13 protein-coding genes are annotated in these 15,491 nt (G+C 70.0%); 5 read left to right on the forward strand and 8 right to left on the reverse strand.

Annotation, left to right across the window (positions count from 1 at the left end):
- Positions 1–15 precede the first annotated feature (15 nt).
- Entirely contained in the window at positions 16–1,059 is a 1,044-nt protein-coding gene (locus tag ACFU8W_RS37300) for a zinc-dependent alcohol dehydrogenase family protein (RefSeq protein WP_345513688.1), read from the forward strand.
- A gap of 66 nt (positions 1,060–1,125) precedes the next feature.
- Here ACFU8W_RS37300 and ACFU8W_RS37305 read toward each other — a convergent pair whose 3' ends face one another.
- The 3 genes from ACFU8W_RS37305 to ACFU8W_RS37315 all read right to left on the reverse strand — a co-directional run bounded on the left by ACFU8W_RS37305 (position 1,126) and on the right by ACFU8W_RS37315 (position 6,327).
- Entirely contained in the window at positions 1,126–2,565 is a 1,440-nt protein-coding gene (locus tag ACFU8W_RS37305) for a CoA transferase (protein WP_384047303.1), read from the reverse strand.
- Positions 2,566–2,659: 94 nt separating this feature from the next.
- Positions 2,660–4,195, reverse strand: coding sequence for a S8 family serine peptidase (locus tag ACFU8W_RS37310; protein WP_345513686.1), 1,536 nt, complete (start codon positions 4,193–4,195; stop codon positions 2,660–2,662).
- Positions 4,196–4,797: 602 nt separating this feature from the next.
- Positions 4,798–6,327 (reverse strand): S8 family serine peptidase, encoded by a 1,530-nt coding sequence (locus tag ACFU8W_RS37315; RefSeq protein WP_384047307.1) that lies wholly within the window; start codon positions 6,325–6,327, stop codon positions 4,798–4,800.
- 287 nt (positions 6,328–6,614) lie between these two features.
- Between ACFU8W_RS37315 and ACFU8W_RS37320 the strand changes: the two genes are divergently transcribed.
- The 3 genes from ACFU8W_RS37320 (at position 6,615) to moaA (ending at position 9,790) form a co-directional block, all read left to right on the forward strand.
- Positions 6,615–6,980 (forward strand): DUF485 domain-containing protein, encoded by a 366-nt coding sequence (locus ACFU8W_RS37320; RefSeq protein WP_345513684.1) that lies wholly within the window; start codon positions 6,615–6,617, stop codon positions 6,978–6,980.
- Positions 6,977–8,617 (forward strand): cation acetate symporter, encoded by a 1,641-nt coding sequence (locus tag ACFU8W_RS37325; RefSeq protein ID WP_345513683.1) that lies wholly within the window; start codon positions 6,977–6,979, stop codon positions 8,615–8,617. The genes ACFU8W_RS37320 and ACFU8W_RS37325 overlap by 4 nt, the downstream gene beginning before the upstream one ends.
- A gap of 183 nt (positions 8,618–8,800) precedes the next feature.
- Positions 8,801–9,790, forward strand: a complete 990-nt coding sequence (moaA, locus tag ACFU8W_RS37330) for a GTP 3',8-cyclase MoaA (RefSeq protein ID WP_384047312.1) — start codon at positions 8,801–8,803, stop codon at positions 9,788–9,790.
- 13 nt (positions 9,791–9,803) lie between these two features.
- Here moaA and ACFU8W_RS37335 read toward each other — a convergent pair whose 3' ends face one another.
- Together ACFU8W_RS37335 and ACFU8W_RS37340 are read right to left on the reverse strand one after the other, a co-directional pair.
- Complete coding sequence (locus ACFU8W_RS37335; RefSeq protein ID WP_384047315.1) at positions 9,804–10,052, reverse strand: hypothetical protein; 249 nt, start codon at positions 10,050–10,052, stop codon at positions 9,804–9,806.
- 199 nt (positions 10,053–10,251) lie between these two features.
- Complete coding sequence (locus ACFU8W_RS37340; RefSeq protein WP_384047318.1) at positions 10,252–10,626, reverse strand: DUF3099 domain-containing protein; 375 nt, start codon at positions 10,624–10,626, stop codon at positions 10,252–10,254.
- 203 nt (positions 10,627–10,829) lie between these two features.
- Between ACFU8W_RS37340 and ACFU8W_RS37345 the strand changes: the two genes are divergently transcribed.
- A complete protein-coding gene (locus tag ACFU8W_RS37345) occupies positions 10,830–11,105 on the forward strand; it encodes a GlsB/YeaQ/YmgE family stress response membrane protein (protein WP_345513679.1) in 276 nt (91 codons plus the stop codon).
- Positions 11,106–11,179: 74 nt separating this feature from the next.
- Here the strand turns inward: ACFU8W_RS37345 and tyrS are convergent, their stop codons facing one another.
- From tyrS to ACFU8W_RS37360, 3 genes are read right to left on the reverse strand one after another with little or no spacing between them, the layout of a single operon-like run.
- Positions 11,180–12,448 carry a tyrosine--tRNA ligase gene (gene tyrS / locus ACFU8W_RS37350; protein WP_384047321.1) on the reverse strand — a complete coding sequence of 423 codons (1,269 nt, stop codon included), beginning with the start codon at positions 12,446–12,448 and terminating at the stop codon, positions 11,180–11,182.
- A gap of 54 nt (positions 12,449–12,502) precedes the next feature.
- Positions 12,503–13,897, reverse strand: a complete 1,395-nt coding sequence (locus ACFU8W_RS37355; RefSeq protein WP_384047324.1) for a metallopeptidase TldD-related protein — start codon at positions 13,895–13,897, stop codon at positions 12,503–12,505.
- Positions 13,894–15,417: a TldD/PmbA family protein gene (locus ACFU8W_RS37360; protein ID WP_384047327.1), complete on the reverse strand. Its 1,524-nt coding sequence runs from the start codon at positions 15,415–15,417 to the stop codon at positions 13,894–13,896. The genes ACFU8W_RS37355 and ACFU8W_RS37360 overlap by 4 nt, the downstream gene beginning before the upstream one ends.
- Positions 15,418–15,491 lie beyond the last annotated feature (74 nt).

Below are 15,491 nucleotides of genomic sequence, written 5' to 3' on the forward strand. Positions count from 1 at the left end.
CAAGGACCCCCACGCATGCGCGCCACCGTCATCCACGCCCCCCACGACATACGTGTGCAGGAGGTGCCGGACCCGACGATCCAGCAGCCCACCGATGTGGTGCTGCGGGTCCTGCGGGCCTGTATCTGCGGCAGCGACCTGTGGGCGTACCGCGGCGAGTCCGCCCGGCAGCCCGGCCAGCGGATCGGCCACGAGTTCCTCGGGATCGTCGAGGAGGCGGGCTCGGGGGTCGCCGGATTCGCGGTCGGCGACCTGGTCGTCGCCCCCTTCGTATGGTCCGACGGCACCTGCGAGTACTGCGCCGAAGGCCTGATGACGTCCTGCCCGCAGGGCGGCTTCTGGGGCTCGGTCGGCTCCGACGGCGGTCAGGGCGAGGCCGTCCGCGTCCCGTTCGCCGACGGCACACTGGTCAAGCTCCCGGCCGCCGCCGCGTCCGACGACCGGCTGCTCACGGCGCTCCTGGCCCTGTCCGACGTGCTGGGCACCGGACACCACGCAGCCGTCGGCGCGGGCGTGAGGCCTGGCTCCACGGTCGCGGTCGTCGGTGACGGGGCGGTCGGCCTGTGCGGCGTCATGGCCGCCAAGCGGCTCGGCGCCGAGCGGATCATCGCGCTGGGCCGCCACCAGGTGCGTACGGACATCGCCCGCCGCTTCGGCGCCACGGACGTCGTCGCCGAGCGCGGCGAGGCGGCCGTCGCCGCCGTACGTGAACTGACCGGCGGCGCGGGCGCGCATGCCGTGATCGAGGCCGTCGGCACCGAGCAGTCGATGCGCACGGCGGTCGAGATCACCCGCGACGGCGGTTCGATCGGCTACGTCGGCGTGCCGCACGGCAGCGGTACAGGGCTGGATCTCGGCGTCATGTTCGACCGGAACATCGCCCTGCGCGGCGGCGTCGCCCCCGTGCGTGCGTACATTCCGGAACTGCTCCCCGACGTCCTGTCCGGCACGATCGACCCGTCGCCCGTCTTCGACCTCACCATCGGCCTCGACGAGGTCCCCGCCGGCTACCGGGCGATGGACGAGCGTACGGCGCTGAAGGTTCTCATCAAGCCGTAGCGGACTCCGGCATTGACCGGTGCGGGCCCGGCGGCGGACGGGACATGTCCGCCGGGCCCGCACCGGTCAGCGGGTGCCGACGGTGGCAGCCGCGGTGACACCCCACACCGGGGAATCCGCGCCCAGCAGGCCCGGCGGGCGCGACCAGTCCGCCGGGCCGCCCGCGAAGGACACCGGCGGCAGGGCGTACCGCAGGCGTCCCATCGTGCTGTCCGTGATGCCGAGGTACTTCTCGGGGTCGTACGTCTCCGCGACGCCGTCGGCCGACTGCTCCGGGAGACCGTTGCACAGCCAGTGCGCCGTCTGCCCGAGCGCCAGTCTCAGCAGCCGCGAACCGCCGTCGTCGTGCTGCTCGGACAGTGCCCGCAGCACCCCCGCCGCCAGCAGGTACCCGGTGCCGTGGTCGAGGGCCTGCGCGGGCAGCGCGCCCGGTGCTCCCGCGTTCCCCTCCAGCGCCGCTATGCCGGTGGCCACCTGCACCAGGCTGTCGAAGCCGCGCCGCTCGTGCCACGGCCCGTACCGGCCCCACGCGGACACCTGCGCGAGGACCAGACCGGGACGGCGTGCGGCGAGTGCCTCCGGAGTCAGGCCGTACGCCTCCAGCGCACCCGGCCGGTATCCGGTGACCAGTACATCGGCGCCGGCGAGCAGCTCCTCGAACGTCGCCCGCCCGGCCCGGTCGCCCAGGTCCAGGGAGACCGACCGCTTGCCGAAGCCCGTGTCGCTGTGGGCGTCCTGACTCTCCGGCAGCTGCGGCGCATCGATCCGCAGCACGTCCGCGCCCAGCAGCGCCAGCGTGCGGGTCGCGACCGGACCGGCGAGGACCCGGGTCAGGTCCAGGACCCGGAGCCCGGCGGCGGGCAGCAGCGGCGAACCCGACAGTGGGGAGAGGCGGCGCGGCGTCACCGGGCCCGGCCCCTCGGTCCGCTCGAGCGTGAGCAGCGGGCGTGCGGCGATCGCGGCGCCCTGCTCGTGCGCCGCCCACTCCTCGGGGGTGCGCAGCGCGACCGCCAGACCGCCCGCGGTGTACACCGTCTCCTCGATCTCCACCGACCGGCGCTCGGCGAGCACGGCCGCCACCGTGTCCACCCCGGCGTCGTCGGGCAGACCGAGCGCGGTGAGCAACCGGGTGCGGTGGTGCGGGTAGTTGGCGTGGGTGCGGACCCAGCCGTCGGCCGTCCGCCAGAACCGGGACAGCGGGGCGAACGTCGTCGGCGCGCGCCCGTCGATCCGCAGATGCCGCTCGCTGAGGAACGCCGTGCCCACCGCCCCGTCGTCGATCCGGACCTGCGGTACGGGACCGGAGCCGCCCCCCGTGCGGCGCGCCGCGAGTTCGGCGGCGGCCAGCGAACAGACCGCGACAGTGGAGCGGGCCAGTTCCAGGACGGGCAGCCGCGCGGGCAGCGCACCGGTCGGCCCGCCGAAGCCGATACGGCCGAGAAGCGCGGGGTCACCGCCGAGAGCGGCCCAGGCCTGCTCCGTACCGGAGCTCTGTACGTGTGTCATGTCCGCACTATGGCACTGAGTGCCACTCTTACGTAAGGAAGGGCCGGGGACACCCCCGGCCCTTCCCGCTTTACGCCTCCCGACTACGTGCCGGTTACCTGCGGACCGCGTCCAGCGCGTCCACCACACCGGCACCGTAGAAGCCGTTGAGGTTCTTGGAACCCTCGCAGACGGCGTCGATCTTGCCGTCGTTGTTGATGTCGTACGGAGCGCCGCACGCGGTCGCGTCCGCCTGGGACATCAGCAGCGCCTTCACCGCGGCCGCTGGGGCGTGCGGGTGTGACGACTTGATCAGGGCCACCACGCCCGCGACATGCGGGGAGGCCATCGACGTACCGGCCTTGTAGCCGTACTTGCCGCCCGGCAGCGTCGACAGGATCAGACCGCTCGTGGCCGGCGGTGCGGGCGTCTGGTAGATCGTCGAGTCACCGCCCGGGGCAGCCACATCGATGATCCCGTTACCGTAGTTGGAGTACGAGGCCTTCAGGCCCTTGGCGCCGGTCGCGGAGACCGTGACGACACCCGGCAGCATCGTCGGGATGTCGAGGCACTCCCGCGGGTCGATGGTCCGGGTCACCGGCGTGGTGTCGTTCGGGCTGGTCGAGTCCTCCAGCGCGTCGGCGGCCAGGTCCTGGCGGCTGTTGCCGGCCGCGGCGACGTTGACCGTGCCCTTGCGCTCCGCGTACTGGCTGGCGCGGGTGACCGCTTCCACCAGGGCGCCCTGGTCCGGGTCGTTCTTGCAGTTGAAGAGCCAGGGGTCGGTGTAATAACTGTTGTTCGTGACGTCGACGCCGTGTTCGGCGGCCCAGACGAAGCCGCAGACGACGGCCTCGGTGTAGAAGAACCCGCTCGGGGTCGACACCTTGATACCCGCCACCTTCACGCCCGGCGCAACACCGGTCACGCCGATGCCGTTCTTCGCGGCGGCGATGGTGCCCGCGACGTGCGTGCCGTGGTCGCTCTCGCCGGCCTGCGGACGCCAGGCGCCGTCTGTCGTGTCCGGCGCGCCGCTCACACAGTTCGCCGACGCCCCGCGGTCGAAGTTCGGCGCCAGATCCGGGTGCGTGTCGTCGACACCCGTGTCGATGACCGCGACCGTGACGTTCCTGCTGCCCAGCGACACCTGGTGTGCCTGGTCCGCCTTGATGGCGGGCAGGTCCCACTGGAGGGGCTCCATCGGATCCTGGTCGCCCGTGGCCTCCGCGGCAGCGGTCCGCGCCTCCTCGGCGGAGAGCGGCTGCTCGACCCCGATGTCCTTGGTGGCCTGCGGAACGATGGGGTTGGTGCGGGTGGCCCCCGCCGACTCGACGCCCTCGACCCGACGGATCGACTCCGCGAAGTCCGGGTTCTGCGAGTGGACGACGATGACGCCGATCTGCTCATAGGCGATCACCACCGTGCCGCCGGCCGCGGCTATCGCCTTCTTCACCTGCGTGACGGTGCCGTGACTGGCACGGGTGTTGACGACGTACGACAGCTTCGGGCCGTCCGTCGAGACCGCCGCCGTGGGCAGTCCGTCCGACGGAGCGGCGGATGCGGCGCTCGTCGGCAGGAAGCCGAGTGAGGCCGTGAGGGCCAATCCGACGGGCAGCGTCAGTACGCGGGTCCGTCTGGATCCCAGATGAGCCATGGGGTCTCCACATCATCCGTGTCAGCCGGCCGGACACAGGGTGTGTCCGGCCGTGTGCATGAACGGTGAAGCTATCGCTGATCATCCGGCTCATCAATGAATTGGCGTCATTCAGTTCGAAGTGTGGAGCGCGGCCGCCGAGCGACCACGGACTTCGACATCACGAACAGCCCGACCAGCGGCTGCTCCAACGCGTACGACATCCGTTCCGTCGGCACGCACGAGGCCGGGCATGTTTGTGAATGAGCCATGTCGGAGCCGGGCACGGGAACCTCACCTTGTACACCAACTCGCTCAGGTGCTCGACGAAGGCGAGGACGCTCGGCAAGGGAGATCCTCGGTCTTCGGAGCATCAACCACGGAGGACGACTGTGAGCTGGGGCGGACGGACTTCAGGCGTGCTGCTGGCGGCAGCCGTCATGGTGTCGACAGCCGCATGCTCGGCCACCGGCAATTCCTCGGGATCGTCGAGGAGGCGCGCTACCGGGCGATGGGCGAGCGCACGGCGCTGAAGGTGCTCGTCAAGCCGTGACGCCATGACGACGGGGCCGGACGGGAAGTGCTTCCCGTCCGGCCCCGGTTGCGCAGAGGTGCGGAGCCGACTACTTGACGGCGTTCAGGGCGTTGACGACGCCGTGGCCGTAGTAGCCGTTCACCTTGTTGTCGCCCTTGCAGGTCGTCGCGTCGACCAGCTGGCCGGCCGAGTTGTAGACCTTGGACGGGCAACCCGGGTTGACGGCCTGGGCCTTCAGCAGCTCCTGCAGCTGCGCAGGCGTGGCCTTCGGGTGCGTGCTCTTCAGCAGGGCCGCGACGCCCGCGACATGCGGGGTGGCCATCGAGGTGCCCTGCTTGTAGCCGTACTGGCCGTTCAAGACCGTCGAGAGCACACGGCCGTTGGCGTCCGGGGTGGCCGGGATCTGCCACCTGTCGCCGCCGGGGGCGGACACGTCGGCGACGCCCAGGCCGAAGCTGGAGTAGTACGACTTGAAGCCCTTGACGCCGGTCGCGGAGACCGTGACGACGCCCGGCAGCTGGGTCGGGATGTCGAAGCACTTGTGCGGGTCCACGGTGCGCGGTCCCGGGGTGGTGTCGTTCGGGCTGGACGGGTCGAGGATCTCGTGCGACGCCAGGTCGTAGTTCTCGTTGCCGGCCGCGGCGACATTGAGGACGCCCTTGCGCTCGGCGTACTTCGTGGCGCGGGTGAGGGCGTCGAGCAGAGCCTTCTGGTCCGGGTCGTCCTGGCAGTTGAAGTACCAGGGGTCGACGTAGTAGCTGTTGTTGGTGACCTCGATGCCGTGCTCGGCGGCCCAGACGAAGCCGCAGACGACCGCCTCGGTGTAGAAGAGGCTGGTGCCGGGCTCACTGACCTTGATGCCGGCCACCTTGACACCGGGGGCGACACCGGTGACGCCGATGCCGTTGCGGGCGGCGGCGATCGTACCGGCGACATGCGTGCCGTGGTCACTGCCGTCGGTGTACGGACGCCAGGCGCCCTCGGTCGTGTCGGCCACGCCGCCGACGCAGTTGGCCGACTGCTCCCTGGAGAAGTTCGCCTTGAGGTCCTCATGGGTGTCGTCGACACCTGTGTCGATCACGCCGACGGTGACCGAGGTGCTGCCATCGTTGATCTTGCTGGCCTCGTCGGCCTGGATGGCGCGCATGTCCCACTGGTTGGGCTCCAGCGGCTCCTGGCCCGGGCCCGCGGCCGCGGCGGCCTTCGCGGCCTCCTCGGCGGTCAGCAGCTCGGTGCTGCCCTCCTCGGTCGTGGCGACGGACCGGAGCGGGGCGGTGCGGGTGGCACCGGCCGACTCGACTCCCGGGGTGTTGCGAATGGTCTTCGCGAAGTCGGGGTTCGAGGAGTGGACGACGATCACGCCTATGCGGTCGTGCGACGTCACGATCGTCCCGCCGGCCGCGGCTATCGCTCGGCGGACCACACCCGTGCTGTGTACAGGGGTGGTGTTGACGACGTACGACAGCTTCGGGCTGTCCGTCGAGACCGCCGCCGTGGGCAGTCCGTCCGACGGGGCGGCGGATGCCGCACTCGTCGGCAGGAAGCCGAGCGAGGCCGTGAGGGCCAATCCGACGGGCAGCGTCAGTACGCGGGTCCGTCTGGATCCCAGATGAGCCATGGGGTCTCCACATCATCCTGTCAGCCGGCCGGACACAGGGTGTGTCCGGCCGTGTGCATGAACGGTGAAGCTATCGCTGATCTTCCTGCACATCAATGAATTGACGTCATTCAGTTCGAAGGGTGCCGCCGATGGGTGATGCGGAGAAGTGGCAACTCGCGGTGAACCGCTTCGCCGCGCCCCACGTGCCGTTGTCAGGGGGAGTCGCACCACCAACCCCTCGATATCGAGATTCTGTTGTGAAATCCACCGCCCCCACCACCGCACCCGCGTCGCGAGGAGAATCCGTGGCTACCGATGCATCGCCGCCCAAAGCCGGCCCGGACACCGGCCCTGCCCAGCCCACGACAGAACGGTTCGTCGAGGTCCAGGAGAGCGCGGAGTTCGCCGAACTGCGCCGCGCTCACCGCTCGTTCGCCTTCCCGCTGACCATCGCGTTCGTGCTCTGGTACCTGCTCTACGTGCTGCTGTCGAACTACGCCGGCGGCTTCATGGGCACCAAGGTGTACAGCAACATCAACGTGGCCTTCGTGTTCGGCCTCGCCCAGTTCGCCACCACCTTCCTCATCGCCTGGTTCTACGCGCGGCACGCCGCGGCGAAGCTCGACCCCAAGGCCGAGGCCATCAAGTCCCGTATGGAGGCCGACGCATGAGCGCCGCGTACCACTCGCACCCCGTGATCCAGCTCGCCGCCTCGTCCACCGCCGAGCACCGGCCGCTGATCATCACGCTCTTCGCGGTCTTCGTCGCCGCGACCCTGGGCATCACCGTCTGGGCCGGCCGGCAGACCAGAAGCGCCTCCGATTTCTACGCGGGCGGCCGCCAGTTCACCGCCTTCCAGAACGGGCTCGCGGTCTCCGGCGACTACATGTCCGCCGCCTCGTTCCTCGGTATCGCCGGTGCCATCGCCCTCTTCGGCTACGACGGCTTCCTCTACTCGATCGGCTTCCTCGTCGCCTGGCTGGTCGCCCTGCTGCTCGTCGCGGAACCGCTGCGCAACTCCGGCCGCTACACGATGGGCGACGTCCTCGCCTACCGGATGCGGCAGCGTCCGGTCCGTACCGCCGCGGGCGTCTCCACCATCGTCGTCTCGATCTTCTACCTGCTGGCGCAGATGGCGGGCGCGGGCGTGCTCGTCTCGCTGCTCCTCGGCATCACCAGCGACGCCGGAAAGATCCTCATCGTCGCGCTGGTCGGCGTCCTGATGATCGTGTACGTCACCGTCGGCGGCATGAAGGGCACCACCTGGGTGCAGATGGTCAAGGCCGTCCTGCTCATCGCCGGCGCCCTCCTGATGACCTTCCTGGTGCTGCTCAAGTTCGACTTCAACATCTCCGACCTGCTGGGCACGGCCGCCGAGAAGAGCGGTCACGGAGCGGCGTTCCTGGAGCCCGGCCTCAAGTACGGCGCCACCGGCACCTCGAAGCTGGACTTCCTCTCCCTCGGTATCGCCCTGGTCCTCGGCACCGCCGGACTCCCGCACATCCTGATCCGCTTCTACACCGTCCCGACCGCCAAGGCCGCCCGTAAGTCGGTGAACTGGGCCATCGGCATCATCGGCGCGTTCTACCTGATGACGATCGCGCTCGGATTCGGCGCCGCGGCGCTCATCGGCCCGGACGAGATCAAGGCGAAGAACCCGGCCGGCAACGCCGCGGCTCCGCAGCTCGCCGAGTACCTCGGCGGTGTGGGTACGACGGGCGGAGCGGTGCTGCTCGCCGTGATCTCGGCCGTCGCCTTCGCCACGATCCTCGCCGTCGTCGCGGGCCTCACCCTCGCCTCCTCGTCCTCCTTCGCCCACGACATCTACGCCAACGTCATCCGCAAGGGGAAGGCCACCGAGAAGGAGGAGATGCGGGCCGCCCGCTGGGCCACCGTCCTCATCGGCGCCGTCGCGATCATCCTCGGCGCCTTCGCCCGCGACATGAACGTCGCCGGCCTGGTGGCACTCGCCTTCGCGGTCGCCGCCTCCGCCAACCTCCCGACTCTCCTCTACAGCCTCTTCTGGAAGCGGTTCAACACCCAGGGCGCCCTGTGGTCGATCTACGGCGGTCTGGCCAGCTCGGTGATCCTGGTGCTGTTCTCGCCGGTCGTCTCCGGCAACGCGAAGACATCGATGTTCAAGGGCGTCGACTTCGCCTGGTTCCCGCTGGAGAACCCCGGGCTGATCTCCATCCCGCTGGGCTTCCTGCTCGGCTGGCTCGGCTCCCTCCTCTCGAAGGAGGAGCCGGACAAGGGCAAGTACGCCGAGCTGGAGGTCAAGTCCCTCACCGGCGTCGGTGCCCACTGACGAGAGGGAATCAATCGAAAAGTTCGAGCCACACACCACGCTGTTCCCGCGGCCGCGTCGTAGAGTCCTACGACGCGGCCGCGCCGCACCTCGTGGCAATCGGGCCACCTGCGTGTCGCAGGTCTCGCGTAGTCTCAAAGGAGTCAGATCCGCAACCGGGGATCCACCGGGGGAGGGGGCACCATGCTCATCGACACCTACGATCGCGTCGCCACCGACCTGCGTGTCTCGCTGACCGACCGCTGCAACCTCCGGTGCACCTACTGCATGCCCGAAGAGGGACTGCAGTGGCTGGCCAAGCCGGACCTGCTGAGCGACGACGAGATCGTCCGGCTCGTCCGCATCGCCGTCACCCAGTTGGGGATCACGGAAGTCCGCTTCACCGGCGGCGAGCCGCTGCTGCGTCCCGGTCTCGTCTCCATCGTCGAGCAGTGCGCGGCGCTGACGCCCCGCCCGAAGATGTCGCTGACCACCAATGGCATCGGGCTGAAGCGCACAGCGGCCGCCCTCGGGTCCGCCGGACTGGACCGGGTCAATGTCTCTCTGGACACCCTGCGACCCGACGTCTTCAAGACCCTCACCCGACGCGACCGCCACCACGACGTGCTGGCAGGCCTCGAAGCCGCCCATGAAGCAGGTCTCACCCCGGTCAAGATCAACGCCGTGCTGATGCCGGGGCTCAACGAGGACGAGGCCCCCGACCTGCTCGCCTGGGCCGTGGAGCACGGATACGAGCTCCGTTTCATCGAGCAGATGCCGCTCGATGCCCAGCACGGCTGGAAGCGCGACGGCATGATCACGGCAGGCGACATCCTCGCCTCGCTGCGCACCCGCTTCGCCCTCACCGCCGAGGGCGAGGACGAGCGCGGCTCCGCCCCCGCCGAGCGCTGGCTCGTCGACGGCGGACCCCACCGGGTCGGCGTCATCGCCTCCGTCACCCGCCCGTTCTGCCGGGCCTGCGACCGCACCCGGCTCACCGCCGACGGCCAGGTGCGGACCTGCCTGTTCGCCCGCGAGGAGACCGACCTGCGCGGCGCGCTGCGGTCCGAGGCCCCGGACGAGGAGATCGCCCGGATCTGGCGTCTCGCGATGTGGGGGAAAAAGGCCGGATCCGGTCTGGACGATCCGTCGTTCCTGCAGCCCGACCGCCCGATGTCGGCGATCGGCGGCTAGGTGTACTCGGCCCTCAGTGCCCCTCGGCCGAGGACTCCCACTCCGTCAGCGTCACGACATCCTTCAGGAAACCTCGTACCCCCAGGAACGAGGAGAGGTGCTCCCGGTGCTTGTCGCAGGCCAGCCAGGTCTTACGGCGCTCGGGGGTGTGCAGCTTCGGATTGTTCCAGGCCAGCACCCATACGGCGGCCGTACGGCAGCCCTTGGCGGAACAGATCGGCGTGGTGGCAGCGCTCTCGGCGGCATGTTCGGGGGAGTTCACGGGCTCAACCCTAGGGCCCTGCGAGAGCCGGAGAAAAAACGACGCCGAGCAGCCACGGGGGGAGCTGCCCGGCGTCGGTCTGTCGCTCCGACGGGGGATGCGGAGCGCGTAGGCAGTATGTCACGCGGACCGGGGTGCGGTGCACCTGAACTGCATGATTGGTCTGAAGGTTTTCTTGAGACTTCGGCATGCCGTGCGCTCAACTGTGCTCATGCGGCTCCGCCCCACCGTCGGCCCGGTCGGCCGCCGGCCGGGATTCCGCGGGACCGGCCACCGGGGCGGCGTCGAGCATCGGCCGCGCGGGCGGCGGAACGAAGGTCGAGGGCAGCGAAGGAGGTGTCTCCCGGCCCGCGTTGGCGATGACGACGGCGATGTACGGAAGCAGCGCACCCAGGACGAGCGCCACGATGGCCACAGGCCTCTCGATGTTCCACAGCACTGCGGCCAGGATCACCGAGACCGTCCGTACGGACATCGAGATCACATAGCGGCGCTGCCTGCCGCGCACATCGTCCGCGAGGCTCTGCCGTGCTCCCGTGATCCGGAAGACCTCCGCCCCGCTCCGCTTCCGCATCACGTTCCACCACCCTTCCCCGGGCCCTCCGCGAGCCGCTCCCACGGTACGCCCGGCCTCCCACGGGTTCGAGACCGGGGCACGCCGTATCCATGCATAACCGCACCCTCGTGGCACGGGCGAACCTGTCCGACATGCGGAGTGCCGTCGATGGGCCGAGACTGGGCGCACATGCGCGACAGCGCGCCGCATGAGGAGGCGACATGGGCTGGTTGTGGGCAATCATCGTGGGTCTGGTCCTCGGTCTGATCGCCAAAGCGATCCTGCCGGGCAAGCAGAACATCCCACTCTGGCTGACGATCATTTTCGGCATGATCGGCAGCGTCCTCGGCAATTCCGTCGCTACCTGGATCGGCGTCAACGAGACCAAGGGCATCGACTGGACGCGCCATCTGCTGCAGCTGATCGGCGCCGTGGTCGTCGTCGGAGTCGGCGACATGCTCTGGACGTCGATGCGCGGTACCAGACAGAAGGCCTGATCCGGCACGCGTGCAGCACTGTGCGGCCGGGCGCGCATGTCGCGTACCCGGCCGCACAGTGCTTCCGTCTCCGGTCAGCCGGCGATGACCTCGATGGCCGCGAGGTTCTTCTTGCCCCGGCGCAGCACCAGCCAGCGCCCGTGCAGCAGTTCCTCGCGGGCCGGTGCGGCCTCGCCGTCCGCGACCTTGACGTTGTTCACGTAGGCCCCGCCCTCCTTGACCGTGCGGCGGGCCCCCGACTTGCTCGGTGCCAGGCCGACCTCCACCAGCAGGTCGACCAGCGGGCCGAGCTCGGTGACCTGCGCGTGCGGCACCTCGGAGAGCGCGGCGCTCAGCGTCGCCTCGTCCAGCTCGCCCAGGTCGCCCTGGCCGAAGAGCGCCTTCGACGCCGCGACGACCGCCGCGCACTGCTCGGCGCCGTGCACCAGCGTCGTCAGCTCCTCCGCCAGCGCGCGCTGCGCCGTCCGGGCCTGCGGGCGCTCCTGGGTGAGCTGCTCCAGCTCCTCCAGCTCGGTACGGCTCTTGAAGCTGAGGATCCGCATGTACGGCGAGATGTCCCGGTCGTCCACGTTCAGCCAGAACTGGTAGAACGCGTACGGTGTCGTCATCTCCGGGTCCAGCCAGACGGCCCCGCTCTCGGACTTGCCGAACTTGGTTCCGTCCGCCTTCACCATCAGCGGGGTGGCCAGCGCGTGCACCTCGGCGCCCGGCTCCAGGCGGTGGATCAGGTCGATGCCCGCGGTGAGGTTGCCCCACTGGTCGCTGCCGCCCTGCTGCAGCGTGCAGCCGTACCGTCGGTACAGCTCCAGGAAGTCCATGCCCTGCAGCAGCTGGTAGCTGAACTCCGTGTAGCTGATGCCCTCCTGGGACTCCAGCCGGCGGGCGACCGAGTCCTTGGTGAGCATCTTGTTGACCCGGAAGTGCTTGCCGATGTCCCGCAGGAACTCGATCGCGGACATGCCCGCGGTCCAGTCCAGGTTGTTCACCATGACCGCGGCGTTCGCGCCCTCGAAGGAGAGGTACGGCTCGATCTGGGACCGCAGCCGCGTCACCCAGTTCGCGACCGTCTCCGGGTCGTTCAGCGTGCGCTCCGCCGTCGGCCGGGGGTCACCGATCTGGCCGGTGGCCCCGCCCACCAGGGCGAGCGGCCGGTGCCCGGCCTGCTGCAGCCGGCGCACGGTGAGCACCTGCACCAGGTGGCCGACGTGCAGGCTCGCCGCGGTGGGGTCGAAGCCGCAATAGAACGTGACGGGACCGTCCGCGAGCGCCTTACGCAATGCGTCCTCGTCAGTGGACTGGGCGAACAGCCCGCGCCACTTCAGCTCGTCGACGATGTCCGTCACGGTCGTTTCTCTCCTTGCACGGTTTCGATTGATGCCGCGGTCAGTCTATGGCGGTCATACGCCGAGGCTGACCGAGCTCATGTTGAAGTCCGGGATCCGCAGCGCCGGCATGGCGGCCCGGGTGAACCAGTCGCCCCACTCGCGCGGCAGCGTCTTCTCGGTGCGGCCGGCCTCGGACGCCCGGGAGAGCAGGTCGACGGGCGACTCGTTGAACCGGAAGTTGTTCACCTCGCCGACCACCTCGCCGTCCTCGACGAGATACACCCCGTCGCGGGTCAGTCCGGTCAGCAGCAGCGTCGCCGGGTCGACCTCCCGGATGTACCAGAGGCAGGTCAGCAGCAGGGCGCGGCCGGTCGTCGCCGCGACCATCTCGTCGAGAGAGCGCTCACCACCGCCGTCGAGCACCAGGTTGTCGATCGCGGGGGCGACCGGCATCCCGGTCAGTTCCGCCGTGTGCCGGGTGGTGGTCAGACGGTCCAGCCGGCCGTCCCGGATCCAGTCGGTCCTCGACAGCGGCAGACCGTTGTCGAAGACCGAGCCGCTGTCACCGGACGCATGGGCGATCACGAACGGCGCCGACTCGAGACCCGGCGCGTTCGGGTCGCTGCGCAGCGTGAGCGGAAGCTCGGACAGCGTCTCGCCGAGCCGGGTGCCGCCACCCGGCTTCGAGAAGACCGTCCGGCCCTCGGCGGCGTCCCGGGCCGTCGACGACCACAGCTGATAGATCAGCAGATCGGCCACGGCGGTGGGCGGCAGCAGCGTCTCGTACCGCCCGGCGGGCAGCTCGATACGGCGCTCAGCCCAGCCGAGCCGCTGGGCCAGCTCCGCGTCCAGCTCGGCCGGGTCGACATCCTTGAAGTCCCGGGTGGCACGGCCCGCCCACGCGGATCGCGACCGGTCGGGCGACTTGGCGTTCAGCTCCAGCGTGCCGTTCGGCTGGTCGTGACGCAGCCGCAGCCCCGTCGACGTGCCCAGATATGTCGAGGTCAGCTGGTGGTGCGCGAAGCCGTACAGCTCACGGCCGCCGGCCCGGGCGCGGGCGAAGGCGTCACCGAGCGCCGGGGCGAACTCCGCGAAGACGTCGGAACCCGTCTCGGCCGGCGCGTCCGTGAAATCGGGGGACGACGGCACACCGGTGATCAGCGGCTGCGCGTCCTCGGCCGGACCTGCGCCACGCGCGGCGGCCTCGGCGGCCTGCACCAGCGGCTCCAGGTCCTCGGCGGTGACGGCGGACCGTGACACGACTCCGGAGGCGGCGCCCTCGGCGCCGTCGACGGTCGCGATGACGGTCAGGGTCCGCCCCCGGGTCACCCCGTTCGTGGTGAGCGAGTTCGCCGCCCAGCGCAGATTGGCGGAGGACTCCTCGTCGGCGATGACGACACAGCCGTCGGCGGTGGACAGTTCGAGCGCGCGCTCGACGATCTCGTACGGCTTGCTGATGCGGCTCATCGGCCCGCCTCCTGCGTCGTGTTGAGGATGTTCACGCCTCGGAAGAGGGCGGAGGGGCAGCCGTGCGAGACGGCCGCGACCTGGCCCGGCTGGGCCTTGCCGCAGTTGAAGGCGCCGCCCAGGACGTACGTCTGCGGGCCGCCGACCTTCTCCATCGAGCCCCAGAAGTCCGTCGTCGTCGCCTGGTACGCGACGTCGCGCAGCTGTCCGGCCAGCTTGCCGTTCTCGATGCGGAAGAACCGCTGTCCGGTGAACTGGAAGTTGTAGCGCTGCATGTCGATCGACCAGGACCGGTCGCCGACCACATAGATGCCGCGTTCCACCCCGCCGATCAGATCCTCGGTGGACAGGCCGCCCGGGTCCGGCTGCAGCGACACGTTCGCCATCCGCTGCACGGGCACATGGCTCGGCGAGTCCGCGTACGCGCACCCGTTGGACCGGCCGAGACCCGTCAGCTTCGCGATCCGCCGGTCCAGCTGGTAGCCGACCAGAGTCCCGTCCTTGATCAGGTCCCAGGACTGGCCCTCGACACCCTCGTCGTCGTACCCGATGGTCGCGAGTCCGTGCTCGGCGGTCCGGTCGCCCGTCACATTCATCACCGGGGAGCCGTACGCCAGCTTGCCCAACTGGTCGAAGGTGGCGAACGACGTCCCGGCGTACGCCGCCTCGTACCCCAGCGCCCGGTCCAGTTCGGTGGCATGCCCGATCGACTCATGGATCGTCAGCCAGAGATTCGACGGATCGACCACCAGGTCGTACGTCCCCGCCTCGACGCTCGGAGCCCGCATCTTCTCGGCGAGCAGCCCCGGGATCCGCTCCAGCTCCGCGTCCCAGTCCCAGCCGGTGCCGGTGAGGTACTCCCAGCCGCGCCCCACCGGAGGGGCAATGGTCCGCATCGAGTCGAACTCACCCGTCGTGCCGTCCACGGCGACCGCGGTGAACTGCGGGTGCAGCCGGACCCGCTGCTGGGTGGTGACGGTGCCCGCCGTGTCCGCGTAGAACTTGTTCTCGTGGACGGTCATCAGCGAGGCGTCCACATGCGCGACGCCCTCGGCGCCCAGGAGCCGGCTGCTCCACTCGGCGAGCAGCCCCGCCTTCTCCTCGTCCGGTACGGAGAACGGGTCGATCTCGTATGCCGAGACCCAGGTCCGCTCACCGTGCACCGGTTCGTCCGCCAGCTCCACGCGCTCGTCCGAGCCCGCCGCCGCGATCACCTTCGCCGAGAGCTTCGCCATGGCGACCGCCTGGGACGCCACCTTCGCCGCGGCGTCCATGGTCAGATCCACCCCGGACGCGAACCCCCACGCCCCGCCGTGCACCACCCGCACCGCGTACCCGAGGTCGGTGGTGTCCGAGGTCCCCGAGGGCCGGGCGTCCCGCAGCCGCCAGGACGCGCTGCGCACCCGCTCGAAACGGAAGTCCGCATGCGTGGCGCCCAGCGCGCGGGCCCGGGCGAGCGCTGCGTCGGCGAGGGCCCGTAGCGGCAGGGCCAGGAATGACTGATCTACCTCATGGGGCACGTCGGCTTTCCCCTCTCGACCTGTGCGATGTGTCTCCGCAGTGAATCATGCGGCGTGGGCCCGCCAAGGGCCCC

The organism is Streptomyces sp. NPDC057565 (genome assembly GCF_042801455.1).
In the GTDB taxonomy this organism is placed as follows: Bacteria; Actinomycetota; Actinomycetes; order Streptomycetales; family Streptomycetaceae; genus Streptomyces; species Streptomyces yanii.